Here is a 24,161-nt window from a genome sequence, read left to right as displayed (position 1 = left end):
AAGAATGTATGCGATATGTTTTTCGTGCGGATAATTATGAAAGTTTATAGAAATGAATGTTAAAACAGTTTTTATTTACACTGATAGGACATAATTATATTCCAACTACAAATATTGATACGTCTATTAAATGGTATACTCATAATCTTTATTAAGGTAACGAGTTAGAGTTTTTCGTAACAAAAATGAGCAAAGGGATTTTGCTCTTTGGTTGAGCTAATACAAATGAATAAAAGGTTTACTCCTCGTAAAGAAAATTAGATTTAAAATAAAGGTAAAAAACGGTACGGACATTGCCATCCGTATTTTTTTATGAATTTATAAAACTTTTCCATGGCGTGCGTCGTCTAATATATGGGAAGGAGGAAATGATGTGGATGAATTAACGGTAGAAGTGTTTGAAATAGAAGATAAGGAGGACCTTATCGACGAAATAATGAACAAGTATGGACAAGAAGTCCTGCAGCTTGTGTATTCATATGTGAATAATAAAGAGGTTGCTGAGGATTTAACGCAAGATATATTTGTGAAATGCTATAAATCTCTTCATACATATAAAGGGAATTCTAATTTAAAAACATGGTTATGGAGAATTGCGATTAATCATTGTAAGGACTATTTAAAAAGTTGGTATAACAAAAAAGTTATCGTGACAGAGGATGAATCTGCGTATATTGAGATTCAAAATGATAGTGTCGAACAAACTGTCATTCAAAATGCAGAGGATAGTAGGCTGGCTTCTGCAGTAATGAATTTACCGATAAAATATCGAGAAGTGATTTATCTATTTTATTATGAAGAGTTATCAATTAAAGAGATTGCTACGGTAATAGAAGTGAAGGAAAACACGATAAAAACGAGACTGAAAAAAGCGAAGGAACTATTGAAGAAAGGATTGGAGGGATAATCAAATGGAAGATCGATTAAAAGGCTTGCGAAAATCAATGGAGAACACAACTTTTAAACATTTGAGTTTTTCTAATCAGCATCGAAAGCGGGTGCGTGAAAAAATCAATCAATCGTCCGAAAAGGAAGAAGATATCCTTTTAGCAGTGTTGCAACTTCTTATGAATGAAAAAACAGGTTATGAATTGATGCAGTTACTACGGGGGAGAGGGATTCAAAAGTTCGAAGGAAATGAAGGTTTTTTATACACTTTATTACACCGCTTAGAACAGAATCGTTTTATCCAATCGAGTTGGGATCACGAAGGAGCTAAATATTATCAATTAAATGATAAAGGAAATAAGATGCTGCGAAAGGCAGAGAAGAATGCTACGAAGGCACGAATTATATTAAAAGGATTAGTACAGGAGTGAGAAAAAATTGAACAAAAAAGGGGAGCAGTTTTTAAAAGAAGTTACGAACCATATTAAATCAAAAGAAGCGAAGGACTTGGTGGCAACTGAACTAGACTTTCACTTAAAACAGACGAAGAATATGTGGATGGATAAAGGGTTAAGCGAGGAAATTGCTGAAGATAAGGCTGTTGAGCAAATGGGGAGTCCGATTAAACTTGGCCAGGAGCTTAACAAACTACATAAGCCAAAGGTGGATTGGTTTTTAATTGGTTTATTAGTGGTTGCGATGGGGCTAGGATTTTTGCCGGTTCTAGCTTTTGGATATATGAATGATTTTCTAATGAATAAGGTGCTATCTGTTATTCTCGGTATTGCAACAGTTGTAGTGATGATGCTACTTGATTACCGGAAATTAGAGAGATTAGGGTGGCTGTTTTATACAATTGGTGTACTTATCTTGTTAATATTAAATTGTTTTCCAAACGCTGGGGTGGCTGGAGAACCGTTAATAAAAATTGGTCCCGTTGCAATTGGCCGTTTAATGGCAGTGCCGTTCTTTTTTCTAGCTTGGGCTTCTTTTTTCAATAATAGTAGGGTGAAAGTTAGGTATCTTGTGGCTTTGTATTTGTTTTCTCTGTATTTATTCTTAATTGGATCCGCTTTTTCAACAATGTTTATTTATATCGCGATGGTCTTCGTTATGCTTTGGTGGAGTAAATTAGGAAAGAAAACGGCAGTGATTATTACAGCTGTACCCATTTGCTTATTTATTATTAGGATGTCCTTTTCCCTGGATTCAGTGAAAAGATACTACTGGCCTACCTTTTTAGCATATATAAATCCAGAGCGTGATGCACGTGGCGCAGGGTTTATGTATATACGTTTAAAAGAGGTAATGTCGTCAGCAGGTTGGTTTGGTACAGCTGGAGATACAAAGTTCATCCCTGCTGGAGATACTGATTTTGTATTTGCAAGTTTGACTTACTATTATGGGTATTTTCTGGCACTAATTCTTGTGTTCGTTCTTTCTCTTTTTGTGGCAAGGATAGTGGTCATATCTTATAAAATAAATGACCGGTACGGTAAACTGCTTCTCGTTGGAGGGATGACTCTTTTTGTAGTTCAATTTATTTATAATGTTGGTATGATTCTAGGCCTATTACCGATTGCTGCTATATCCTTACCTTTTATTAGCTACGGATTAACGCCGACTGTATTTCATGCGCTTTTAATGGGGATTGTGCTCAGTGTATATCGACGTAAAGATATTTCGTTTAGAATGAGAAAAACACCTTGATACTTATATAAGTTGTATATAAAAAAATCATTACTATGATCAAGTACAGACGTAAATAGATAGTAGAAGAGGGTTATGATAAATAACCCTCTTTTTATGTTTAAATAAGCGAACTGGCTTTAATAGAAGTACATAATTCAGAACGAGAAATTGATTCAGCTAGCTGCTGTAAATAGGAGTATTCTTCCGTATTTTTTTCGGAAGTGTTAGGATCCAATAAAGGTGAAGAAAGAAGTACATCAATCGTAAGTATGTCTGCATCATGAGAAATGATGTTATACCCTGCAAATACAGGTCGTTTTAAGTCTTTTACTTTTTGAATCATCTGATGGAATTTCGTAACACTTATATTGATTTGTGCTAATGGAAAGCATTTTTGGGTAGGATTCTCGATGGTCTTTCTAATTTTATAATCGTATACGTAATAGTATTTCTCTTGCTGCTCAAGTGTTTGCAACTCTTTCGTTAATAAGTGGTATTTGTCTGTAAGTCCAGTTGTGAGTGCATCATGTTCTTCGCCAACTAATAATGTGAAAGGTCTTGGTGATGAGATTTTGAGAGGGCGGATGTTTAGGTCGGTAAAAGTAGGATTAGATTGTAAAATGGTATGTAATTTTTCGGTAGGAAACACGCCGTCATAAATAGCAATAAAATAATGGTTCATCTTGTCACTCCTTAGCTTTTTATAAAATGATATATTCTATTTTTAAGGTGTAAATCCTGCATAAAAAAGAAACACCTTGAATCATCAAGGTGTTTTCGTTATAAGTTCAAAACTCTCCGAATCAGCCCCAAGTACAAAAGGATTAACTTCGCCGACGCTATAAAGCTGCAATTCATGCATCGCGCGCGTACAAGCAGTGTAGAACAATCTACGCAAGCTTTCATCACTGTACACATCTTTAGAAGCATCGTAAATAATAACAGCATCAAATTCGATACCCTTTGCTAAATAAGCAGGGATAACGACGATGCCTTGCTCATACTCGGCTGAGTTACTTTTCACAAGTTTAATATTCTCGATATGACTGAGTGCCTCGTAGGCAGCGGCACTTTCAGCTGCGGATTGACATATAATTGCGATCGTATTGTGCTGTTGTTTTTGTAGTTCAGCAACTTTGGCAGTAATACGGTCGTGCAGTTCGCTGAAATTAGACACTTTCGTCACTGTAGGTTTCTCACCGTCACGTTCAAAGGCATGAATGTTATTGCCTTCCGGTACGAGAGCACGTGTAAATTCAATAATCGGTTTTGTTGAGCGATAGCTACGAGTTAGGTTGATACCGTTCGTTTCATCTGGTCCGTATAAGCTAGTAAGTGTATTGAAATTCACTGCTTCACTCGCATGGGCAAATATCGCTTGGTTAAAGTCCCCGAGTACAGTCATTCTTGCAGCAGGGAAGAGACGTTTTAAAAACTCGAACTGAAACGGCGAATAATCTTGTGCTTCATCTACGAGTACGTGTTTAATCGATCTATTCGTTTGGAAGCCTTCAATTAACTCTTTTAAAAGTAAAAATGGAGTCGCATCCTCGTAATATAGTTTTCCTTCATCGAGCATGTTCACTGTTAATGAGCAAATATCATCCCATTCTTTCGGTTTTTCTCCAGTAACCAATGATGCATCTGTGAAGAGTTGTTTATATATTCCCGTGAAATTGATGAAGCGTAGTGTTTGAACACCTTTACGAAGCGGCTTCAATTTTTTGCGGACGATCATACGTCCAAGTACTTTCGTTTCTTGCTCATAATCATTAAAGGAGTTGTCGTCAAACTCTCCTTTTTTCTGTAAGTATTTATAAGCTTTTTGATATTCATCTTTACTAAGTAGTTCAATTTCTTCTTCTACCCAAGGTTTTTTTAGTTCTGCCTTTTCGATTGCATCTATTTGTTTATTTAGCCAATCCGTTAACTTTTCAATTCGATTATGGAAACGGAGGGAGGAGTCGGTATTGTAAAATTGCTCTGCGATTTCTTTAGCAGAGGCAATCAGTTTTCCTCTAAATTTCATTCCTCTAAATAGCATGCCTGAAGATTCAAGAGATTGTCTGTACGCTCTAATCATTTCGAAAAATTGAGTAGATGCTTTAAATCGAATGCTAGCATTTCTCGTTTTATAGATAGGGCTATTCGTTTCAGTTAACATATATTCTAATTGCTCATAAGGATCTTCAACGTCAAATGACTTGCTTAGTCTATGGTTTAAATATTCTTGGAATGTAACTTGCTGCATATTTTCTTCACCGAGTTCAGGTAGTACGTTAGAAACGTAGCTATTGAACATAGAGTTAGGGGAGAAGAGAATAATTTGATCTGCTTTTAACCATTCGCGATATTTATATAGTAAGTAGGCGATTCGTTGCAGGGCAGCTGACGTTTTCCCGCTACCAGCAGCTCCTTGCACGATAAGTAGTCGACCTTCATCGTGACGGATAATTTCATTTTGCTCGCGCTGGATAGTAGCAACAATACTTTGCATATGTTTGTTTGTACCTTTTCCGAGCGCTTGTTGCAGGATTTCATCGCCGATTGTAAGGCTCGTATCGAACATAGAATCAATCTCGCCATTTTGAATAATGTACTGTAATTTCTTCTCCACATTACCGTGGATTACGCCTCCTGGTGTACTGTATTCAGCCGGTCCTGGTGGATAATCGTAGTAAACACTCGAAATGGGTGCGCGCCAGTCATATATAAGAAAGTTTTCTCCGCTTGCATCAGTAAGTGTGGCTACGCCGATGTAAATTTGATCCGCAGCAGATTCTCCTTCTTCTTTGAAATCAATTCGCCCAAAGTAAGGTGCTTTATGCATGCGTCTTAATGCGGCAAGTCGATTAAAGGTGTGCTTATGGGTAATTTGTGTGACAGCTAGTGACTGAGCTTGTTGTCTTAAGTTGATAACTGTTTCAAGATAATCATCAAAAGTATCAGTATTCACTTTAACGTCATCCCAAAAATGTTTACGAATATTGATTACTTCTGCCCGGCGTCTGCCAGTTTCGTTTTCTAGTTTATCAATTTGCTCCGTAATCGTTTCTATTACGGTATCCAATCGTTTTTGCTCTAAATCAAGTTTTTTGTTCATACGTAAGCGCTCCTTTAAAAGTGAAAAATAGAGGTTGACTGAAGATGTGTTTTGGTGTACAATTAAGATACGGATAAATACATTCTGTTGTTTTTAGCGAATGCGTTTCTGTACTAATTTAACATAGTTTTTTAATTTAATCAATAATGATGAGATAAACCTTGGTTTCGTGTTGAGCGAATCAAGGTTTTTTTGTTTTTCTTTAAGAGGGGACTGCAAGCATTGTCAGTTTTTGTCGGTAAGTCGATATATTTCGAAAATCGCCGATATAATTAGAGTTACGGTCGATATAATTGAAAAATCGCCGATATAATTGGAGTTACGGTCGATATAATTGAAAAATCGCTGATATAAATAGATCTATAGTTGATCGATTTGAAGAACCAATCGCATAATTTCATTTACCGAATCTGGATGTAACGTATCGCGAAGAGAGAACATACAAAAAAGCTCGGGCTAAGCCCGAGCTTTTCATTATTTCTTTGCGTCTTTTTTAGCGTCAGCTTTTGGTTCTTCGAAAAGATCTTTCAAATCTTTGTCGTCAACTTTTACGTCAGCTTTTTTGATTTCTTTCATCATAAGATCGTTCATAAATTGAGCGTCTTGTGATTTTTCTTGAACTACTTCTTTTTTGATGTCAGCTTTTGCTTGATCGAAAGTTTTGTCAGCATGAGTATCAGTTACTTTAATGATATGGTAACCATGTTGTGTTTTTACTGGCTCACTTACTTCGTCTTTTTTCAGCTTACGAGCAGCTTCATCGAATTCTTTAACCATTTTATCTGGTCCGAAGAATCCTAAGTCGCCACCTTTTTCTTTTGAACCTGGATCTTCAGAGTACTTTTTCGCTAACTCTTCGAAAGATTTACCTTGTGCAAGTTCTTCTTTCACTTTTTTAGCAGTCTCTTCATCTTTTACAAGAATATGGCTTGCTTTAATTTCTTGCTTATAGTCTTCATATTTTGCTTGTAAGTCTTTATCAGTGATTGCTTTTGCAATTGCTTGTTCTTGAGCTAATGAAGCGCGAACACCGTTTTTAACTGTTTCTTCTTTAAGGCCTTGTTGTTTCAATAGTGTATCGAATTGATCACCGACTTGCTTTTTCATTTCATCGTACTTTTTGTCTACTTCTTTGTCATCGACTTTGTAGTTTTTGATAAGTACTTTTTCCATAACCATGTTATTTAGTACTTGTTTACCAGCTTGTGTCTTCATTTGATTGTAGAACTCTTCTTTAGTGATGTCACCAGCTTTAGATGTAACAATTTTGTCTGATGATGATGATGTTCCACATGCTGATAATGCGATTACACTTGTTGCGGCTAAGGCAAGCATAGCTTTCTTCATTCAATAAACACTCCTACTATTATGTATTTTTAATTTATCCCATACAAATGAAGAAACGCCTTATGATAGGTTATTTTCGTTCATAAGAACCCGATTAAGTCTCACTGATGTCTTTGCTTTTTTTATATGTAAAAGCACGCTTAACAGGGCTTAGCGAGGCTTTGGGATAAAGTTTAGATGCGTGTCGTTTATTTCATAGTATAAGCAATATGTACAAAATTTAATATATCATATTTCGACTCGTTTTCCTATTGATAAAGAAATTTTAACCAGTTTGTGTCAGATTTTGAAGGGGTACCACATTGGGCGCATGCTGCATATACAGAAAAGAGGAGGGGATGGGGGATGAATTCTCAACTTATTTTATTACTTGTACTGTTTATTTTATTGGTTATAGTAGGTATAATTTGCTTATAGAGGAAAAAAATGAGGAAGGGGCTTTCCTTCCTCACTTTCCATGAAATATAATTTCTACATAACTAGAAATTAATAGAATGGTAATACATACATTAATAACTCGAAAGACACCTGGCTGGCGGCTCGCAGATATTTGTTTTCGCTCACACAGTGTATGTGTCATGAAATTCGTGTAAAATATAACAAGAAGTGCAAATGCGACAAAAACAACGGTTATAAGAGTCATGAGGCGAGACCTCCTTTTGGCTAAAATACATATACTTTATATATTGTATCATACGATATTTTGTTCGTGTTACAAAATTCAGAAATAGAAGACTTTGTGTTAGGAAGTGAGGGAGAAAATGGACGTTGTAAGAAGACTAGAACAAGCTGAATATTACGTAGACCTACTATTTAAAATGATTGATGAAGAAAAGTGTCCATTTTATTCTTTAATCATAAAGAAAAAAGCTCGTAAAAAAGATATTGAACGTATACTAAATCTTTGTGAAAAGCTGAACGAACAATACGTAAAGGAGAAAGCGGAAGGCTTTCTATTGTTCGATGCGCTGTTAGATCAATTTGAAAAAGCGCTTCCACATCAGCTCGAAGTAAACGAAACTGCGGAAGCGCTAGTAAAACAAGGCTTATTTGTGCCACTTATGAATGAATTTTTACGCATGATTGCGAAAAGATAAAAAGATTATTTTTTAACTAATTTTTGATCGGACTCCGTAAAGTTCTCCTCAATATTCTCTAATGATTTCTCAAAAATATCGATGAAGTCTTGTCCGTAAATATTACGCAGGATTGCGATAAGTTCGATATTTTCTGGGAACTTACCGTAAAAATTACGAAGAGCAAGTGCCCCATTAAACACAGAATTATTTTCAGGATCATACTCCTCCATTAAGCGAAGTAGTAATTCTTCCCCTTTGTCTGTAATTTCAATGTACGTATTTCGTTTATCATCTTCTTTTTTCGAGAATACAAGATAGCCGCGTTCTTCTAGCTTTTTAGAGAAGTTAAACGCCGTTGATACGTGCATAACTCCAAACTTAGCAATCTCAGAAATAGAAGCCCCTTTTAAATGATAAGCGATTGATAAAATGTGATGCTCATTAATGTTCAAATCGTAAGGTTTAATCCACTGTTGCCAATCTTTCTCTACGCACTTCCATAACGCTTTTGATAATTGAGCAATGCGTTGGCTGAAAATCATCGCTTCTTTTACCGAGTAATCTTTTTCTCCACTTTTCATTTACTCACCCACTTTAACATTCTTTTTCATTACTATCTATTATGCCAGTAAAATAAAAATTAATAAAGTCTTTTTGTGAGAATTGTGAAAATTTTTTGGAAAAATGACATTCTATACAAATCATGCATAACTATGGAAGCGTTTTATGAGTCAAGAATACATGTGTTGTCCATACATGTTAAGGGATAACAGATATTGTAAATGCATAAAAACACGGCATATCTATGTGATATGCCGTGTCAAGGTCAATTTGTATAAAAAATATTTGTTATATGCAAAAAACTAAGCAGGAATATGTTTACGCTTTTTCTGGAACGGCTTCTTGTAGTTTCTCAATTGACTTTTGAATGTCTAAAATTTCTTTTTCAATATGTCGTTTGTTTTGAGAAATATCTTGTTTCCAGTTAGAAAGCGTGTCTTGCATATCGTCTTTTAGTTCTTGAAATACTTCTTTACCTTCTGAAGCAGTTTCAACGATTTGGCGCTTTAACAACTTCGTATCAGCTGTAATATCAGCTAATGTCTTTTTAATATCAGTTCCTTTTTCTTTCAGCTTACCGCGCATGGCTTTACCAGAAGAAGGAGTTGAGAAAAGAACGGCTAGTCCAGCAACTGCTCCGCCGCAAAGTACACCTGTAATAAAGGATTTAGCTTTTGACATAAAAGGAAACCTCCTTATTTTTCGTTCGTATTCATGATGTATAAAACTGTGCATATCTTTAAAACAAGGGGAAGAAAAGTGAACTTTTCTCTCTTGTACGTGCTATGCACAAAAAATCATATCCCCGGCATTTTTTGTGAAGAAACAAGCCATGCAATATATGCCGGAGGGAAGGCTTGTTATGTATTACTTCTTATTATAGTGGCACTATTTCACACTATTTGCAATTGTACTTGCGATGTTTTGTAAATTTTCCATAGTGTATTCATTTTGGTGTGATTTCCAAACAGCACCGAAACCATCGTTTTCACCGTAGCGTGGAATTAAATGAAGGTGGAAGTGGAATACAGTTTGTCCAGCTTTCTCGCCGTTATTGTTAAGCAAGTTGAAGCCAACTGGATTAAATTCTGCTTTCATTGCATTTGCGATTTTTGGAACGACAGCAAAAATATGTGATGCGATTTCTGGCGTTAACGCAAAAATGTCTTGTTTGTGAACTTTTGGAATAACAAGAGTATGTCCTTTTGTTACTTGACTAATATCTAAAAATGCAAGCACATGTTCATCTTCGTATACTTTTGAACAAGGGATTTGCCCGTCAATAATTTTACAAAAAATACAATTGTCCGCTGTATGATTCATCGATCTCATCCTTTCAAATAGCCTTAGCCGTATTTTACCATAATTACATAGGAGAACAAACACGAAAAACAGGAAGCTGACTCAGCTTCCTGTTTTCTGAAGAGGGATTGAAAAAGCATTTTTTATAATTTACGGTTCGCAGACACCTCATTTATTTAAGAAATGCACGGTAAATCGGCTAAAGTTTCTGCCGTAGACACCCCATTTTCAAGTGAAATGAATTGCAATCTTTTTTTAAAATGAAATTGTTTATTTTTTAAAACAGTATATGCTCTTTCGGAGACACCCCGTTTCGAAAATGAAACAAATTATCTGGTTATGTGTAAATTTCATTGTCCAATTTGGACACCCCATTTCATGATGACTTCACTGTGTTGTTATACTCATCAATTGGTGGTTGCTTTTTCAATGTGTTCCTTCCTCACTAATTATGATGCCCGCTTTCGTAAAAATATATGCTAATAAATTTAAATTTTTTTTGGAGGCATCGATACTATGTAGTACAGCGCCATTTTTGGTAAGATGAATATAGAATGAATACTAATGAAGAAAGTGGTGTCGTATGAGCGAGTTATTGCGTGTAGAAAATGTTACAGGAGGATATACGAAACGACCTGTACTAAAAGATGTTTCGTTCTCTGTGAATAAAGGCGAGCTTGTCGGCTTAATCGGTTTAAATGGAGCTGGTAAAAGTACGACAATTAAACATATCATCGGTTTAATGGAGCCGAAAAAAGGAACTGTCACAATTAACGGGAAAACAATTCGTGATGATATGACAGCGTACCGTTCTAGTTTCTCCTTCATTCCAGAAACGCCAGTATTATATGATGAGTTAACGTTAGAAGAGCATTTGAAATTAACAGCGATGGCGTACGGTGTAGATGAAAAACAATATGAAGAACGCGTAGGACAACTATTACAAGAGTTTCGCATGAAAAATCGTTTGAAATGGTTTCCGTCTCATTTCTCAAAAGGGATGAAACAAAAAGTAATGATTATGAGTGCATTTTTAGTTGAACCATCTCTTTACATTGTGGACGAACCTTTCGTTGGTCTTGATCCTTTAGCGATTCAATCGCTTCTTCAAATGATGGATCAAATGAAAAAGAGTGGTGCGGGTATTTTAATGAGTACACATATTTTAGCGACAGCAGAGCGCTATTGTGATTCATTCATTATTTTGCATCAAGGTGAAGTGAGAGCGATGGGAACATTATCAGAACTTCAATCCGGGTTTAATATGCCAGGTGCAACGTTAGATGATATTTACATTGCATTAACAAAGGAAGAAGATTATGAATAGCACAGCGTTATGGAAAGAACGGTTTCGACACTTTCTAAAAGAAGTTCGTACATATAGTAAATACGTATTTAATGATCATTTGAAATTTATTTTCGTATTTATCATCGGTGCAGGAGCGTATTATTACCAGCAATGGTTACAAACGTTAACATCTTCGTTTCCGACAGCGCTCGTTATGGCGGTCATACTTGGCCTCGTGTTAACAGCGGGGTCAATCCAAACATTATTAAAAGAAGCGGACCTCGTTTATTTGCTGCCAGTTGAAGAAAAGTTAAAGCCTTACTTTACAAAGGCATTTCTCTTTACGTTTATGATTCAGTTATACATAATCGCAATCGTAGCGGCTGCGCTTGCCCCGTTATACTTCCAGCAAATGAAACAAACAGGAGCGGCTTACATATGGATTGTAATCGCGTTCGTCATTGTAAAGGCGTGGAATTTATTCGTTGCGTGGGAAAAATCATTTTTAACAGATCAAAGCGTTCAAAAAGCAGATTGGTTCATTCGTTTTATCTTAAACGGCTTATTTGTGTACTTCCTTGTAGAACGTACTTCAGTCATTTTTACCGGTGTAATTGTCTTTTTAATGGTGCTATACATCGCTGTTATGCATCAAAAGGTGAAGGGAAAGCCGCTGAACTGGGAGTATTTAATTTCTGAAGAAGGTAAAAAAATGATGCTGCTGTACCGCATTGCGAATATGTTCGTTGATGTACCAGCGTTAAAAGAGAGAGTATCACGCCGAAAATGGCTTGATTTCATCCTTTCGATGATCGGTGAGAAACGTACATATTTATACTTATATACGAGAACGTTTTTAAGATCCGGTAACTATTTTGGATTATATGTGCGCCTGCTCGCTCTTGGCGGAGTTATTCTTTACTTCATACCGTTTTTATATGGACGATTTATCGTAAGTTTTATTTTCCTATACTTAATCGGTTATCAGCTATTAACTTTATGGAAACATCACCGCATGAAAATTTGGCTTGATTTGTATCCAGTAAAGATAGATGAAAAGAAGAAAGATTTTCTTACTTTATTAAATGCGATTCTAATCATCGGGAGCGTAATCTTTACAGTTATATTTGCACTAGCAACGAAAGATTTCATGATGACAGGAATTTTACTAGTCGTAAGCATATTATTTAGTATTGGTTTCGTTTATCAATACGGTGCAAAGCGTATTGAGCGTTTAAATTGAAAGGAATGAACCTATGATTACATATGAAGAGAAGGTTATAAAAGAATTGGAGCAGTGGAAAGCTACATTCATGAAAGATTCTTCTATGATGACACGGTTCTCTAAAAAAGTGCAGGTGAAAGTGCAACAACTAGTGCCCGCGAAAGTGCAAAAGGTACTAACAGAAACGATTCGGATGATGGTGCAAACAATTAGCGCTGGATCAAACTTCATAAAACCGAAGCTAAAAGAAACGAACTGGTCACTGCAAAGACGAGACGATGAAGTCCGTAAAAAAATGGATGAGTACAAAAAAGTCGCAGCGGCAGAAGGGGCAGGAACAGGAGCAGGTGGTATTCTCCTTGGCCTTGCCGATTTCCCGTTATTACTGACCATTAAAATAAAATTTTTATTTGATGCAGCAACATTGTACGGGTTTGATACGAGTAAACAAGAAGAGCGTCTCTTTATTCTTCACGTTTTCCAGCTTGCTTTTTCAAGTGATGATCATAGAAAAGAAATATGGAAAGCAATTGAAACGTGGGATACAGAAGAAGAAAATCATATGGACTGGGAAAAGTTCCAAACAGAGTACCGAGACTATATCGATTTAGCAAAAATGCTTCAACTCGTTCCAATCATCGGTGCCCCGGTTGGCGCATATGCGAATTATCAATTGTTGCAAAGACTTGGAGAAGTGACGATGAATTGTTATCGTATGCGATTGCTTAATAGAAATTAATTTGTTTTATCAAAAAAGAAAGCCTCTTAAATGTGTAATTTAGGAGGCTTTTCTATTTATTATTTTGGCTGTTTTCGTAGATATTGTTGCTTTTGATGCAAAAACGAAGAGGGGCTTTACCCCTCTTCGTTCCTACTTCCTCATCGAACTTCCCACGACCTTACCTGATGGTTCGTCCACGAGTCTATTTATATCGCCTAACAACTCTCGCTGTTTAGACGGAATGGTAACGAGTGTTACTTCTTTTCCTTTGAATGACGCATCATCGAGTTGATATTCGGTTGCATCCGCTATTACCTTGCTGACTTTGGCATCTTTCCAACTGCCATCTATTTCATCTTTCTCTGCTTGCGATAACGAGTTCCAAACCAATTCCCTTACATCCTTTGTCGTTTGTACCGTTTCTGTTTTCGGGGTTTCGTTGGTTTTTGTTGTTCCACAACCGCTTAAAAGGATGGATACACAAGTGAATGCAGATATAATCATGCCGATTTGTTTCTTCAAGATGCAAAACTCCCTTCATCGCATAGATACTTCTATATTCCACGCCCTGACACATATCCCTTCTTCATACCAAGATATATCAATATACGATATTTCGGGATTGGCTCATACACATCTCAAAGAAGAGACAGTATCAAAGTTCGCTCGTTGACACACTTGCAGAAGCAAGAGCGTTGTTTGTTCCGACTTTGGTATTTAGTGATTGAGATAGTCCTCAATCACTTTTTTTATATTTTTATTCATATTTTTTATTTTTTTACCAATAATATACAAATAAAGTTACTTGAGCTTACTTTACTGTATTTAGGGGTGCAAAATATGAAAGTATCAATATTTATTACTTGTGTTGCAGATGTTTTTTATCCAGAAGTAGGGAAAGATGTTGTGGAAATTCTTGAAGATTTAGGGTGTGAAGTTGATTTTCCAAAAACGCAAACTTGCTGCGGACAACCTGCTTATAATAGCGGGTATGTGAAAGAAACAAAAACAGCTGCAAAACATATGATTGAAGCCTTTGCTAGTTCAGAATATGTTGTGGCGCCATCGGGGTCTTGCGCTATGATGGTTCACGAGTTTTCTAGCTTATTTTCTGAAAGTGAAGCGGAGTGGAAGAAAAAAGCAACTGAACTTGGGAATAAAACGTATGAATTCACACAATTTCTCGTTGAAGTATTAGGGAAAGAAGATTTAGGTGCAGAGCTTCATAAAAAAGCAACGGTTCATACATCTTGTCATATGAGCCGATTAATGGGGATTAAGGAACCGCCGCAAAAATTATTAAAGTGTGTAAAGGGACTGGAAGTTGTTTCACTGCCACATAATTATGATTGCTGCGGATTTGGAGGGACATTCTCGGTGAAGATGCCAGAGATCTCTGAAGAAATGGTTGAGGAAAAAGTAAAGCATATTATGGAAACCGGTGCGGAATTGTTAATTGGGATGGATTGTAGCTGCTTAATGAATATAAAAGGGCGTTTAACACGTAATGGCTACCCAATTGATGTAAAACATATTGCTCAAGTATTAAATGAAGATCGAAAATAAGAGGGGGGATATAGAGATGGGAATGAGAATTGGGAACGATCCCTTTCATAAGCGTACTGAAACAGGCATTGGGGATCAATTTATGCGACAGGCTGTCAGGAAAGCGCAAGATGGTCTTAGAGTTAAGAAATTAAAAGCTACTGAGAGTCTTGGGAATTGGGAGGAATGGCGAGCTTTAGGAGAAGAAATTCGAAAGCATACATTAGAAAATCTTGATTATTATTTATATGAGCTAAGTGAAAATATCGAAAAAAACGGCGGTTTTGTTTATTTCGCAAAGACTGCAGAAGACGCAAGGGAATATGTAAAAGAGATTGTAAAAAAGAAAAATGCGAAAAAAATTGTGAAATCAAAATCGATGGTAACAGAAGAGATTAGTTTAAATGAAGCAATTGAAGAAGCTGGAGCGGAAGTGTTAGAAACAGATCTTGCTGAATTTATTCTACAAGTGAACGACCACGATCCTCCCTCGCATATTGTTGTTCCGTGTCTTCACAAGGATAAAGAACACATTTGTGAAATATTTAAAACAAAGTTAAATTACACTGGAACATCTGATCCTACGGAAATGGCGAGGTTTGTAAGATCATATTTACGGGATGATTTTTTTGCAGCGGATATAGGAGTGACTGGATGTAACTTTGCTGTTGCAGAGTCTGGATCAATTTCTATCGTAGCAAACGAAGGAAATGCAAGGCTTACTACGACACTTCCAAAAACGCTGATTACAGTTATGGGGATGGAACGTATTGTTCCGACATGGGAAGAGCTTGATGTTTTAGTAACACTCCTATGCCGAAGTTCTGTAGGACAAAAGTTAACAAGTTATATTACAGGATTAACTGAGCCTGGGGGGACAGATGGACCTGAGGAATTTCATTTAGTCATTGTTGATAACGGTCGTTCCGATATTGTAGGAACAGAATTCCAAAGTGTTCTTCAGTGTATTCGTTGCGCGGCATGTATTAATGTGTGTCCTGTATACAGGCATATTGGTGGACATGCATACGGTTCTATTTATCCAGGGCCAATTGGAGCTGTGTTAACACCACTTTTAGGGGGATATGATGAATATAAGGATTTACCTTATGCATCTAGCCTTTGTGGTGCTTGTACAGAAGCGTGTCCAGTGAAAATCCCGTTACACGACTTATTAATTAAACATCGCAGCCGCATTGTAGAAGAAAAACAATCACCCGTAGCTTGGAACGTGGCTATGAAAGGTTTTGAAAAAGCGGTGAAGAGTCCTAGACTATTTTCTTTTGCTGCGAAGAGTGCTCCGTATGCATTAAAACCTCTTGCAAAAGGCGATAAGATCGAGCGTGGTATTGGGCCGTTAAAAGCGTGGACGGAAGCGAGAGATTTTCCAGTTCCGAAAAAACAACCATTCCGAGAGTGGTTTGAAAAACGCGTAAAGGAGAACGATGATGGCCATCCAAAATCGTGAGGAGTTTTTATTCCAATTATCAGAAAAGCTTGGTAGAAATCGTCCAGAAACAGTGGAAAAACCGAAATGGTCTGTTTCACCGCAGTGGAATGTTTTTGACGGACTTTCGCAAGACGAACTTGTATCAAAGTTAATAGAGCACTGCGAAGTGATTCATACAGAGGTGAAGCGAACAACAAAGGAAAATCTTGTTGAAACATTGGGGTCTTTTATAACAGATTGGAATATTAAATCTGTTATGTATGCGAATGATGAGCGCTTTAATGAGTATGGTCTTGCTCCATTTTTCAAAAATGAAGGTACAACACATTTTCGCGCATGGGGATTAGATCATAAAGAAGAGGACATAAAATTTGCGAAAGCTGCTGACCTTGGTATTACGTTCAGTGATATGACGCTGGCGGAATCAGGAACCGTTGTGCTATTTAATGATGGGTTAAAAGGAAGACATGTTAGTTTGCTTCCAGAGTCATATATTGCAATCGGTCCTAAAAGTACGATCGTACCAAGATTAACCCAAGCTACAAAACTGATTCATGATCAAAGTAAAGCGGGAGAAAACCTGCCGGCTTGTGTGAATTTCGTTTCTGGTCCGTCAAATAGCGCAGATATTGAAATGAACCTTGTCGTAGGTGTACATGGTCCAATTAGAACAGCGTATATTATTGTGGATGATCAATAATGAAACACACATGATGTATAAGAATGCTGAAAATAGAAAGCACTGGCCGTTAATATAGCCAGTGCTTTCTATTTTGCGAACATTACTGGTGAAAGTTAAAGACCAAGTCCACTATAGCTGACTCCAGCTACGATTAATATGATAAAGAGCACAATGAGTAATATGTAGCCGCTACTAACGCTCTTGCCATCTTGTCCAGCTTCACCGCCGCCAGTGCCACCACTACCGCCTTTACCGCCAAGTCCCATATGAACATCCTCCTTATTGTTATATGTTGCTTTTACTTTATGTTTTCTACATTTACCAATAAATCCCTTCTGGGGCGCTAACTAACTTGCAAATCATTTCGTTTCATTTTATAATTTATTTACCGACCGGTAAGTAAAAGTAAGTGAGGTACAGTATGACAAAAAATTTACAAACATCGCAAAACATTGTAGAGGCATCATTTAAACTCATGGCAGAGCACGGTATTGAGAAGATGAGTCTTTCCATGATTGCGAAAGAAGTAGGCATATCAAAGCCAGCTATTTATTATCATTTTTCGTCTAAAGAAGCGTTAGTAGATTTTTTATTCGAAGAGATTTTTTCTGAATATCATTTCGTAAATTACTTCGATAAAGAACAATATACGAAAGAAAACTTTGCAGAGAAATTAATCGCAGATGGTTTACAAATGTTGTCTGAGTATAAAGGCCAAGAAGGTATATTACGCGTTATAAATGAATTCATCGTAACTGCGACGCGAAATGAAAAGTATCAGAAACGTTTATTTGAAATACAAGAAGATTTCTTAAATGGATTCCATGATTTATTGAAGCAAGGTGTGGAACTTGGTGTTGTGTCAGAACATGGAACAGAAGAAAACGCGCATACGTTAGCGCTTGTTATTGATAATATGAGTAATTACATATTAATAGGATTCGATTTAAAGTATAAAGAAATTTGGATTCGAAATGTGAAAAACGTAATGAAGGGGGAATAAGGATGAAAATGCAAAAAAACTGGTGGCTCGGGTTTCTTGGATTTATTGGGGTTTATAAAATTCCAGGTATGATAGAAGCTTTTCAAGCGGATAAAGGTTGGTTTGCATTAATCGGTTTCGTTTGGCTACTTTGGTTCGGATATTTTATTCCTGAGAAAAAGGATAAAGAAGAAGGAAAATAATAAAATATCAATTTTATGTCAAGTTATGTAAAATATAGGTTATAAGCATTCGTATATTAGATTACTAGATTTGGAGTGGTTACATGGATCCATTGAAAAATGAAATTCACCCTGACATGGTCAAGGTGTGGAAAACGCGTTCCTTAATTGAGCTAGGAATCAGTATTATAGTCATTTTGGCATATCTTTTCTTTATGATTAAGTTTAATTGGTGGGCTTGGATTTTTTTTGTGCTCATCGGATTAACAATTGTATATACGCCGTTTGATTACTTTACGTTTCCAAAATTGCGGCAACGTTATTACAGCTACCAACTAAATGAAGAAGAACTTGAAATTCAGCACGGTCTTTTCGTTGTAAAACGTGTATTAGTACCGATGATTCGTGTCCAACACGTAACGATTGAACAAGGGCCAATTATGAGAAAACATGGATTAGCAGAACTACATATTTCAACAGCAGCAACTTCGCATAGCATTCCAGGTTTAACGATGTATGAAGCAGAAATGCTGAAAACGAGAATCGCAGAATTAGCGAAAGTGAGTGATGAGGATGTATAAGAGACAGCATCCAATCACGATGTTATTAGAATTAAAAATAACAGACTTTATACCATTACTTATTTTCATGTTTAGTTTAAACGGAAAGTTTCCATTTTGGTATTTAATTCCGGCTGGATTCGGTTTACTCACTATTTTTTCAGCATTTGAAAAATGGTATTACACAACATATTGGGTTGAAAATAACGTATTACATGTGAAACAAGGACTCTTTGTGAAGAAGGAGAGTTACTTAAATAAAGAACGTGTTCAAACGATTAATACAAGTTCAAACATTTTATATCAAATGCTTGGTTTAAAGAAAATTCAAATCGAAACAGCTGGTGGAGGCGATGATGCAGAAGTAAGCCTAGCTGGTATTACGGAAGATGAGGCGAAGGAGCTTATCTCCTTACTAAATGAGCCGACTCCAGAAGTGAAAGTAGAAAAAACATCAGAAGAAGTAGTAGAAAAAGAAGTTATGGCGGAGGAAAAGCAAGCGACAGAGTACAAATTAACTTTGAAAGAAATTTTATTAGCATCTGTTACATCTGGTCAGTTTGGACTATTATTCTCATTAATCTTTTTCGTGTATCACCAAGTAGATGAGTACATTCCGAAATGGATCAAAAAGAGCGTAGAGTCGTATGTAATGGATCATGATATATACGGCTGGATTTACATGGTAGCTATTTTACTTGTTGTTTCTTGGATTATATCCACAATTGGTTATGCGTTAAAACATGGCAACTTCACAGTAAATCGAAAAAACGATGAAGTGCGTATTTCTCAAGGATTACTTGAAAGGAAAGAACTTGTACTAAAGTTACACCGCATTCAAGGGATTACGATAAAAGAAGGTATTTTCCGTCAGATGTTCGGTTATTGTGCTGTGCAAGTCGAAGTTATTCAAAGTAAGGGATTGGGAGAAGAGAAAGACAAAGTTACGCTGCATCCGATTATTCGAAAAGATCGTGTGCAAGAGTTACTCGCTCATTTACAATTGCCATATGAACTGAATACAAACATTATTGCATTACCAAAAGCAGCCTTGCGCCGTTATTTAATTGATAGTTTCATTTTCTTTGCAATGCTAGCAATCCCGCTTACGGGGATAAGCATATACTTTGAAAAGTATTTCATCATGTGGGCATTAATTCCGCTCGCAATCCTCACCTTTACACTTGGATACGCAACATTTAAAACAAATGGTTACAGTGTAAACGGAGAGCAAATTACGCTTGTATATCGTAGTCTCGGAAAATATACAGGGCTTGTCAGAAGAAGACACGTCCAATCGATGGAAAAGACACAATCATATTTCCAGCGCCGCGCGGATTTATGTACGTATAAGTTCTCCAGTGCATCATCGAATTATAAAATAGAGCATGCGAGAGTAGAAGATGCGAAGAGAATGCAGGATTGGTATAAGAAGAAATCAAGTGAGAAATAACTTGAAAAAGCTTGCCTATTACGAAAGGCAGGCTTTTTTTGTTATAGGAAAATGAGTGACTTAATCCATATATTAGTACAGCTACAGCGCACATATATCAATACATATCAAAAAAAGTAGTATACTTCTATTTCAGGAAAATCTGTGGAATTTTTGATATAAATGGTATACTAATATAGAAAAAGTATTAGGAGGCTATATATGATAAGTCAGTTAAAAAGAGAAGCACTTGATGCATTAAAAGGAAAATGGGGATTAGCGGTAGGGGCAACCTTATTACTTGGAATCCTTATTGGAGTTGTTGAACTTCTAACCACGGGTGTTTTCTCGATGTTTTGGGGCTGGAAAGAAGCAAGTGATTCGCTTACAGTAAGTATTATTGCAATGCTTGTTATCGGTCCATTAACAGTAGGTGCCTATTATCTCGTTTTACATGTAATCCGTAGGGATAATGCTGGTATTGGTCATTTATTTAGATGGTTTAGCGATGGAAGTAAGTTTATGAAGGCATTTTTAACATATTTACTAATGTATGTATACTTGATTCTATGGACATTACTTCTTATTATTCCGGGAATTATTAAATCATTTTCTTATGCTATGACGTACTTTATTTTGAATGATCACCCAGAATACACAGCGAATCAAGCAATTACTGAAAGTCGCCGTATGATGGATGGGCATAAAATGGATTACTTTTTACTATGCTTAAGCTTCATTGGCTGGTTCATTTTAAGTGTTCTTACTATAGGAATCGGTTTCTTATGGTTGGCACCTTATTTCTACGCGACATCAGCTGCATTTTATGAAGAGATTTCAAAAGAATATTATAAAAAAGAAGGCACTACTTTCTAATAAAACACCTAAACCATCTATCCTAAAGAATATAGGGAGCAGATGGTTTAGTTTTTTTTATAGAAATTCTTCCCTCTATGTTTTATCATAGAGGGTTATTTTTTTATGTAAAAATGATAGGAAATAATGAATAATATATATAAAGAAAAAAGTGAGGTGAATGAGATTGAGCAAATTTTTAATTCCGTATTCATTTTCTATATTAAGTTTCTTTATTTCAGCAACGGCACTTGATTTATATGATAGGATGGGAAAAAATGATGAGATGACTTCGCCGAACATACTGGGAAAGGTAATTCAATCTACTTCGCAAATGGGAGTCCTTACATTGTATTTCGGAGTACCTATTATTTTAGGTGGGTGTCTTCTTGATGAGCTATTGTTTAGAGGTATCATTTTACGATTTAAATTGAGCTATATTATATCTTTATTATTATATCTACTTTTAGCTTTTAGTATTGTTTTTATCTTTGTGTCTGTAATGGTAGGAATTCCAGCTGCATATGAAGAAGTTCGCACTCTTGAAATGATGTATTTCATAGGGATAACTATGATTTGCGCTGTTACATTCTTTGTGGGCCGGAATATATTGGAGAAAAAACAAGTTAATAATGGAGTGATAAAATGAAATATACATGTCCATGTTGCGGATATAAAGTGAAACTTTAATCAGTGGGGATTTTGTTCATTCCCCACTGATTATTAGTTGAACCAATCGGGCGTTTACGGGCAGTTAATTTCCCACCTAACACCTTTCTTTGCTCTAGCCGAATTTTGAGGAGGGAGTTTTACTGCCCGTTAATGCGGGGTAGAACATTAGAAGAAGAGCCACCAGGTACATATGAAATTTGTAATATATGTTATTGGGAAGATGATGAAGTTCAATTTAACGATCCTGACTTTGAAGGCGGGGCAAATGAAGCTTCGCTAAGAAAAGCACAGAAAAATTTCATTGCATTTGGTGCTTGCGAGGAATGTTTTGTGAAATCAGTTAGAAAGCCGACTAGTGAAGATGTGAAGGATGCTAGCTGGAAGCAAATTTGTTGAGTAGTTTTAAATAAAAATGTTATTACTCCATTTAACAAGAGTAATAACATTTTTTTATGTAATGATGAAAGGATTAGTGCCGTCTTATAAGGTAAAACAATAAAGATGATAACGTAATAGGAAGGCCAGTATCCAGAAAGGTTTTTAAATTAAAGGATAGAAAATCTCTGTCGTTAAACCACGTAAAGAATAAATGATTGTAGGAAATACCTAACAGTATAAATAAAGGAATGCCAATTTTTAATTCGTGAATTCTTTTTATTTTTCTATAACAAAATTCACCTAATAAACAACCAATAAGAACGGGAATACTTCCAAGAATAATATACATAATGATAGAAACCCAAATCGGTCCCCATGAGTCAGCGTAATTGGGAACTAGTGTATACTGTAAAACATTCATAACAATAGAGGAAGCTAGTAAGCATGCTATATAGCTAACAGTAAATTTCTTCAATATAATCCCCCGCGCCTCTGTAAAATAGTATAAAAAAGACATTTAGCAATAGAACTAGATGCAAATAAAAATCTTCCCATTACCTGTATGTGATTATATCAAAAAAATTATAAAAAATTAGCAGTTATATGGCATTATTTTAAGTCTACTTTAATTAGTAGACTTTTTTTGTTGCAAAAAAACTTCTGCAATAGTTTTTAAGAAAAAGTTAAGGAACGAAAGTCATAATAGGCTTATCAAAAAAATATACGAGGTGGAATGAAAATGGAACAAACGAAACAAAAGTTAATACAAATTTTACTCATAGTAAATTTGGGGATCAGTACGTGTGCAGCTATCGGAGTAGGATATGTAGCTTATAAACAAAGTAAAAGCCCTGATTTTTCAGAGATGGGCTCGAGAGGGCAGGGTAGGATGTTCCCGGGTAATGGTAATGGTCAATTCCAGCCGAATCAAGAGCAATCGGGACAAACTGAGCAATAGGAAGGAGAATAGAAATTTGAAAAAGTGGATTATTATTTCAACCATTATTGTTGTAATAGGAGGAGCGAGCGCTTGGTTCTTTTTACATAAAACAGATAAAACGCAAGGTGTTATAGCCGCTTCTCAAACAACGACAGTACAACAAGGAAAACTGGAGGTAGCAGTTAGTGGTTCGGGTTCGGTTACAGCAAATACAGATCAAGATGTAACAGCGAAAGATACCATTCTTATTGTGGATACTATAAGTGTAGCGGCTGGAGATACAGTAAAAAAAGGTGACACACTTGTAACGTTTAAAAATGGTGCTGTTGTTGCGGCTCCATATGATGGGGAAATTAAATCAGTTAGTGCGAAAAAAGGCGGCAAAGCATCACAAGGAACAATTCTTCTTCGTATGGAAGATGCAGATGGATATACATCACCTGTAATGAGAGGAAACAATAGTGTAAGTTCGGATAAAGCAAGTGGTGGAAGTGGCTTGACAGTCGATAGTGTCAGTGTAAAGGAAGGTGATGTTGTAGATACAGGTGCAACACTTGTAACCTTTACAGATGGAAGTATTTTGCAAGCTCCAGTAACTGGAACAATCACAAGCCTTTCTGTTGCAAGCGGCGATTCTGTACAGGCTGCAGATCCAATTGCACACATAACAAATTATAATGCACTACAAACAACGATTAGTGTTGATGAATTAGATGTACCGAAAGTAAAAGAAGGTCAGGCGGTAAAAATAACAGCAAGTGCATTCGGAAATGAAACATTTAGCGGAAAGGTAACAAGTGTAGCAGAAAAAGGAACAGCAGAAAAAGGCGTTTCTACATTTGACGTAACTGTACAAATTGAAGATCCAAAAAATATGAAAATAGGTATGTCGGCTGAAGCAAGTATCTCAATAGAAAGTAAAGAAGACGCATTATACGTTCCGGTAGAAGCGGTGTATACAAAAGGAAATGAAAAATATGTACTAGTTCCTACATCTTCAGACGATGCAGCGCAGTCAACCAAAAAAGTGACAGTAGAAACTGGGATTTCAAATGATACGCATGTAGAAATTACAAAAGGGTTAGCAAAAGGAGATACGGTGCAAATACCGAGGGTTAAATCTAACGGCAAGTCTTCTCAAGGGCCTATGATGATGCCTGGCGGAAACTCTCAAGGGGGATTTGGTGGCGGTAACTTCCAAGGAAGACCTGGTGGTGAATTTGGAGGAAGATCTAACGGCGGAGCTCCAGCTGGCGGCGGACAAGGAGGACGTTAAT

29 protein-coding genes are annotated in these 24,161 nt (G+C 36.3%); 19 read left to right on the top strand and 10 right to left on the bottom strand.

All coding sequences use genetic code 11. The features are described 5' to 3' along the window. The first annotated feature begins 373 nt into the window (after nt 1-373). The 3 genes from ACP6L7_RS22800 to ACP6L7_RS22790 are packed head-to-tail and all read left to right on the top strand — an operon-like array spanning nt 374 to nt 2,598. Nucleotides 374-907, top strand: a complete 534-nt coding sequence (locus ACP6L7_RS22800; protein WP_097829909.1) for a sigma-70 family RNA polymerase sigma factor — start codon at nt 374-376, stop codon at nt 905-907. Between the two features lie 4 nt (nt 908-911). Continuing rightward, on the top strand, nt 912-1,319 hold the full coding sequence (locus ACP6L7_RS22795) for a PadR family transcriptional regulator (RefSeq protein WP_097829910.1): 408 nt from the start codon (nt 912-914) through the stop codon (nt 1,317-1,319). A 7-nt stretch (nt 1,320-1,326) separates the two neighbouring features. After that, nucleotides 1,327-2,598: an FtsW/RodA/SpoVE family cell cycle protein gene (locus tag ACP6L7_RS22790; RefSeq protein ID WP_097829911.1), complete on the top strand. Its 1,272-nt coding sequence runs from the start codon at nt 1,327-1,329 to the stop codon at nt 2,596-2,598. A gap of 100 nt (nt 2,599-2,698) precedes the next feature. Here ACP6L7_RS22790 and ACP6L7_RS22785 read toward each other — a convergent pair whose 3' ends face one another. The 4 genes from ACP6L7_RS22785 to ACP6L7_RS22770 all read right to left on the bottom strand — a co-directional run bounded on the left by ACP6L7_RS22785 (nt 2,699) and on the right by ACP6L7_RS22770 (nt 7,673). Continuing rightward, entirely contained in the window at nt 2,699-3,262 is a 564-nt protein-coding gene (locus tag ACP6L7_RS22785) for a hypothetical protein (RefSeq protein ID WP_097829912.1), read from the bottom strand. An 84-nt stretch (nt 3,263-3,346) separates the two neighbouring features. Further along, nucleotides 3,347-5,683: an RNA polymerase recycling motor HelD gene (gene helD, locus ACP6L7_RS22780; RefSeq protein ID WP_430529452.1), complete on the bottom strand. Its 2,337-nt coding sequence runs from the start codon at nt 5,681-5,683 to the stop codon at nt 3,347-3,349. Between the two features lie 474 nt (nt 5,684-6,157). Continuing rightward, a complete protein-coding gene (prsA, locus tag ACP6L7_RS22775; protein WP_097829914.1) occupies nt 6,158-7,030 on the bottom strand; it encodes a peptidylprolyl isomerase PrsA in 873 nt (290 codons plus the stop codon). A gap of 448 nt (nt 7,031-7,478) precedes the next feature. Then, nucleotides 7,479-7,673, bottom strand: coding sequence for a hypothetical protein (locus tag ACP6L7_RS22770; RefSeq protein WP_000172693.1), 195 nt, complete (start codon nt 7,671-7,673; stop codon nt 7,479-7,481). 118 nt (nt 7,674-7,791) lie between these two features. On the opposite strand from ACP6L7_RS22770, the gene ACP6L7_RS22765 reads away from it, so the two are divergent. Then, the gene (locus ACP6L7_RS22765; RefSeq protein ID WP_071747306.1) at nt 7,792-8,127 is read left to right on the top strand and encodes a DUF1878 family protein; all 336 of its coding nucleotides are present in this window, start codon (nt 7,792-7,794) and stop codon (nt 8,125-8,127) included. Nucleotides 8,128-8,132: 5 nt separating this feature from the next. Here the strand turns inward: ACP6L7_RS22765 and ACP6L7_RS22760 are convergent, their stop codons facing one another. From ACP6L7_RS22760 to ACP6L7_RS22750, 3 genes are all read right to left on the bottom strand, one after another. Beyond that, nucleotides 8,133-8,690 (bottom strand): HTH-type transcriptional regulator Hpr, encoded by a 558-nt coding sequence (locus tag ACP6L7_RS22760; protein ID WP_000834920.1) that lies wholly within the window; start codon nt 8,688-8,690, stop codon nt 8,133-8,135. Nucleotides 8,691-8,988: 298 nt separating this feature from the next. After that, on the bottom strand, nt 8,989-9,351 hold the full coding sequence (locus ACP6L7_RS22755) for a YtxH domain-containing protein (RefSeq protein WP_002201482.1): 363 nt from the start codon (nt 9,349-9,351) through the stop codon (nt 8,989-8,991). Nucleotides 9,352-9,558: 207 nt separating this feature from the next. Next, nucleotides 9,559-9,993, bottom strand: a complete 435-nt coding sequence (locus ACP6L7_RS22750) for an HIT family protein (protein ID WP_001016832.1) — start codon at nt 9,991-9,993, stop codon at nt 9,559-9,561. Between the two features lie 562 nt (nt 9,994-10,555). On the opposite strand from ACP6L7_RS22750, the gene ecsA reads away from it, so the two are divergent. Genes ecsA through ecsC form a run of 3 tightly spaced genes read left to right on the top strand, consistent with a single transcriptional unit; the run spans nt 10,556 to nt 13,224 of the window. Beyond that, entirely contained in the window at nt 10,556-11,299 is a 744-nt protein-coding gene (gene ecsA / locus ACP6L7_RS22745) for an ABC transporter ATP-binding protein EcsA (protein WP_097829915.1), read from the top strand. Next, a complete protein-coding gene (locus ACP6L7_RS22740; RefSeq protein ID WP_097829916.1) occupies nt 11,292-12,503 on the top strand; it encodes an ABC transporter permease in 1,212 nt (403 codons plus the stop codon). Before ecsA ends, ACP6L7_RS22740 begins: the two co-directional genes overlap by 8 nt. A gap of 13 nt (nt 12,504-12,516) precedes the next feature. Next, on the top strand, nt 12,517-13,224 hold the full coding sequence (ecsC, locus tag ACP6L7_RS22735) for an ecs operon protein EcsC (RefSeq protein ID WP_097829917.1): 708 nt from the start codon (nt 12,517-12,519) through the stop codon (nt 13,222-13,224). Nucleotides 13,225-13,356: 132 nt separating this feature from the next. Here ecsC and ACP6L7_RS22730 read toward each other — a convergent pair whose 3' ends face one another. Then, nucleotides 13,357-13,728, bottom strand: coding sequence for a hypothetical protein (locus tag ACP6L7_RS22730; protein WP_097829918.1), 372 nt, complete (start codon nt 13,726-13,728; stop codon nt 13,357-13,359). A gap of 318 nt (nt 13,729-14,046) precedes the next feature. Here ACP6L7_RS22730 and ACP6L7_RS22725 point away from each other — a divergent pair, with 318 nt between their 5' ends. From ACP6L7_RS22725 to ACP6L7_RS22715, 3 genes are read left to right on the top strand one after another with little or no spacing between them, the layout of a single operon-like run. Beyond that, nucleotides 14,047-14,772, top strand: coding sequence for a (Fe-S)-binding protein (locus ACP6L7_RS22725; protein ID WP_097829919.1), 726 nt, complete (start codon nt 14,047-14,049; stop codon nt 14,770-14,772). 16 nt (nt 14,773-14,788) lie between these two features. Then, nucleotides 14,789-16,219, top strand: a complete 1,431-nt coding sequence (locus ACP6L7_RS22720) for a LutB/LldF family L-lactate oxidation iron-sulfur protein (RefSeq protein ID WP_097829920.1) — start codon at nt 14,789-14,791, stop codon at nt 16,217-16,219. Continuing rightward, complete coding sequence (locus ACP6L7_RS22715; RefSeq protein WP_430529451.1) at nt 16,200-16,901, top strand: LutC/YkgG family protein; 702 nt, start codon at nt 16,200-16,202, stop codon at nt 16,899-16,901. The genes ACP6L7_RS22720 and ACP6L7_RS22715 overlap by 20 nt, the downstream gene beginning before the upstream one ends. 95 nt (nt 16,902-16,996) lie before the next feature. On the opposite strand, the gene ACP6L7_RS22710 is transcribed toward ACP6L7_RS22715, so the two are convergent. Further along, nucleotides 16,997-17,149, bottom strand: coding sequence for a sporulation protein YjcZ (locus ACP6L7_RS22710; protein WP_097829922.1), 153 nt, complete (start codon nt 17,147-17,149; stop codon nt 16,997-16,999). Between the two features lie 155 nt (nt 17,150-17,304). Between ACP6L7_RS22710 and ACP6L7_RS22705 the strand changes: the two genes are divergently transcribed. From ACP6L7_RS22705 to ACP6L7_RS22675, 7 genes are all read left to right on the top strand, one after another. Further along, nucleotides 17,305-17,886 carry a TetR/AcrR family transcriptional regulator gene (locus tag ACP6L7_RS22705; protein ID WP_097829923.1) on the top strand — a complete coding sequence of 194 codons (582 nt, stop codon included), beginning with the start codon at nt 17,305-17,307 and terminating at the stop codon, nt 17,884-17,886. A gap of 2 nt (nt 17,887-17,888) precedes the next feature. Beyond that, nucleotides 17,889-18,068, top strand: a complete 180-nt coding sequence (locus ACP6L7_RS22700; protein ID WP_002150063.1) for a hypothetical protein — start codon at nt 17,889-17,891, stop codon at nt 18,066-18,068. Between the two features lie 83 nt (nt 18,069-18,151). Continuing rightward, nucleotides 18,152-18,628: a PH domain-containing protein gene (locus tag ACP6L7_RS22695; RefSeq protein ID WP_097829925.1), complete on the top strand. Its 477-nt coding sequence runs from the start codon at nt 18,152-18,154 to the stop codon at nt 18,626-18,628. Continuing rightward, nucleotides 18,621-20,060: a PH domain-containing protein gene (locus ACP6L7_RS22690; protein WP_097829926.1), complete on the top strand. Its 1,440-nt coding sequence runs from the start codon at nt 18,621-18,623 to the stop codon at nt 20,058-20,060. The genes ACP6L7_RS22695 and ACP6L7_RS22690 overlap by 8 nt, the downstream gene beginning before the upstream one ends. A 201-nt stretch (nt 20,061-20,261) precedes the next feature. Further along, nucleotides 20,262-20,915 carry a DUF975 family protein gene (locus ACP6L7_RS22685; protein ID WP_097829927.1) on the top strand — a complete coding sequence of 218 codons (654 nt, stop codon included), beginning with the start codon at nt 20,262-20,264 and terminating at the stop codon, nt 20,913-20,915. A gap of 166 nt (nt 20,916-21,081) precedes the next feature. Further along, nucleotides 21,082-21,543, top strand: a complete 462-nt coding sequence (locus tag ACP6L7_RS22680; protein WP_141533304.1) for a hypothetical protein — start codon at nt 21,082-21,084, stop codon at nt 21,541-21,543. A 173-nt stretch (nt 21,544-21,716) separates the two neighbouring features. Next, complete coding sequence (locus ACP6L7_RS22675; RefSeq protein WP_097829929.1) at nt 21,717-21,962, top strand: CPCC family cysteine-rich protein; 246 nt, start codon at nt 21,717-21,719, stop codon at nt 21,960-21,962. A gap of 73 nt (nt 21,963-22,035) precedes the next feature. Here ACP6L7_RS22675 and ACP6L7_RS22670 read toward each other — a convergent pair whose 3' ends face one another. Further along, nucleotides 22,036-22,419, bottom strand: a complete 384-nt coding sequence (locus tag ACP6L7_RS22670; RefSeq protein WP_097829930.1) for a hypothetical protein — start codon at nt 22,417-22,419, stop codon at nt 22,036-22,038. A gap of 264 nt (nt 22,420-22,683) precedes the next feature. Between ACP6L7_RS22670 and ACP6L7_RS22665 the strand changes: the two genes are divergently transcribed. Next, nucleotides 22,684-22,902 carry a hypothetical protein gene (locus ACP6L7_RS22665; RefSeq protein WP_097829931.1) on the top strand — a complete coding sequence of 73 codons (219 nt, stop codon included), beginning with the start codon at nt 22,684-22,686 and terminating at the stop codon, nt 22,900-22,902. Between the two features lie 16 nt (nt 22,903-22,918). Next, on the top strand, nt 22,919-24,160 hold the full coding sequence (locus ACP6L7_RS22660; protein WP_097829932.1) for an efflux RND transporter periplasmic adaptor subunit: 1,242 nt from the start codon (nt 22,919-22,921) through the stop codon (nt 24,158-24,160). Nucleotide 24,161: the final 1 nt, after the last annotated feature.

Source organism: Bacillus silvicola (assembly GCF_050524305.1).
Classification (GTDB): Bacteria; Bacillota; Bacilli; order Bacillales; family Bacillaceae_G; genus Bacillus_A; species Bacillus_A cereus_AT.
The sequence above is the reverse complement of the archived record's forward strand: the minus strand, read 5'-3'. Positions and strand labels throughout refer to the sequence as shown.

Bases quoted from the DNA above. Each gene is read 5' to 3' on its own strand.
- ACP6L7_RS22795 (WP_097829910.1), top strand. From the start codon at position 912: ATGGAAGATCGATTAAAAGGCTTGCGAAAATCAATGGAGAACACAACT.
- ACP6L7_RS22785 (WP_097829912.1), bottom strand. From the start codon at position 3,262: ATGAACCATTATTTTATTGCTATTTATGACGGCGTGTTTCCTACCGAA.
- helD (WP_430529452.1), bottom strand. From the start codon at position 5,683: ATGAACAAAAAACTTGATTTAGAGCAAAAACGATTGGATACCGTAATA.
- prsA (WP_097829914.1), bottom strand. From the start codon at position 7,030: ATGAAGAAAGCTATGCTTGCCTTAGCCGCAACAAGTGTAATCGCATTA.
- ACP6L7_RS22770 (WP_000172693.1), bottom strand. From the start codon at position 7,673: ATGACTCTTATAACCGTTGTTTTTGTCGCATTTGCACTTCTTGTTATA.
- ACP6L7_RS22765 (WP_071747306.1), top strand. From the start codon at position 7,792: ATGGACGTTGTAAGAAGACTAGAACAAGCTGAATATTACGTAGACCTA.
- ACP6L7_RS22760 (WP_000834920.1), bottom strand. From the start codon at position 8,690: ATGAAAAGTGGAGAAAAAGATTACTCGGTAAAAGAAGCGATGATTTTC.
- ACP6L7_RS22755 (WP_002201482.1), bottom strand. From the start codon at position 9,351: ATGTCAAAAGCTAAATCCTTTATTACAGGTGTACTTTGCGGCGGAGCA.
- ACP6L7_RS22750 (WP_001016832.1), bottom strand. From the start codon at position 9,993: ATGAATCATACAGCGGACAATTGTATTTTTTGTAAAATTATTGACGGG.
- ecsA (WP_097829915.1), top strand. From the start codon at position 10,556: ATGAGCGAGTTATTGCGTGTAGAAAATGTTACAGGAGGATATACGAAA.
- ACP6L7_RS22740 (WP_097829916.1), top strand. From the start codon at position 11,292: ATGAATAGCACAGCGTTATGGAAAGAACGGTTTCGACACTTTCTAAAA.
- ecsC (WP_097829917.1), top strand. From the start codon at position 12,517: ATGATTACATATGAAGAGAAGGTTATAAAAGAATTGGAGCAGTGGAAA.
- ACP6L7_RS22725 (WP_097829919.1), top strand. From the start codon at position 14,047: ATGAAAGTATCAATATTTATTACTTGTGTTGCAGATGTTTTTTATCCA.
- ACP6L7_RS22720 (WP_097829920.1), top strand. From the start codon at position 14,789: ATGGGAATGAGAATTGGGAACGATCCCTTTCATAAGCGTACTGAAACA.
- ACP6L7_RS22715 (WP_430529451.1), top strand. From the start codon at position 16,200: ATGGCCATCCAAAATCGTGAGGAGTTTTTATTCCAATTATCAGAAAAG.
- ACP6L7_RS22710 (WP_097829922.1), bottom strand. From the start codon at position 17,149: ATGGGACTTGGCGGTAAAGGCGGTAGTGGTGGCACTGGCGGCGGTGAA.
- ACP6L7_RS22705 (WP_097829923.1), top strand. From the start codon at position 17,305: ATGACAAAAAATTTACAAACATCGCAAAACATTGTAGAGGCATCATTT.
- ACP6L7_RS22700 (WP_002150063.1), top strand. From the start codon at position 17,889: ATGAAAATGCAAAAAAACTGGTGGCTCGGGTTTCTTGGATTTATTGGG.
- ACP6L7_RS22695 (WP_097829925.1), top strand. From the start codon at position 18,152: ATGGATCCATTGAAAAATGAAATTCACCCTGACATGGTCAAGGTGTGG.
- ACP6L7_RS22690 (WP_097829926.1), top strand. From the start codon at position 18,621: ATGTATAAGAGACAGCATCCAATCACGATGTTATTAGAATTAAAAATA.
- ACP6L7_RS22685 (WP_097829927.1), top strand. From the start codon at position 20,262: ATGATAAGTCAGTTAAAAAGAGAAGCACTTGATGCATTAAAAGGAAAA.
- ACP6L7_RS22675 (WP_097829929.1), top strand. From the start codon at position 21,717: ATGCGGGGTAGAACATTAGAAGAAGAGCCACCAGGTACATATGAAATT.
- ACP6L7_RS22665 (WP_097829931.1), top strand. From the start codon at position 22,684: ATGGAACAAACGAAACAAAAGTTAATACAAATTTTACTCATAGTAAAT.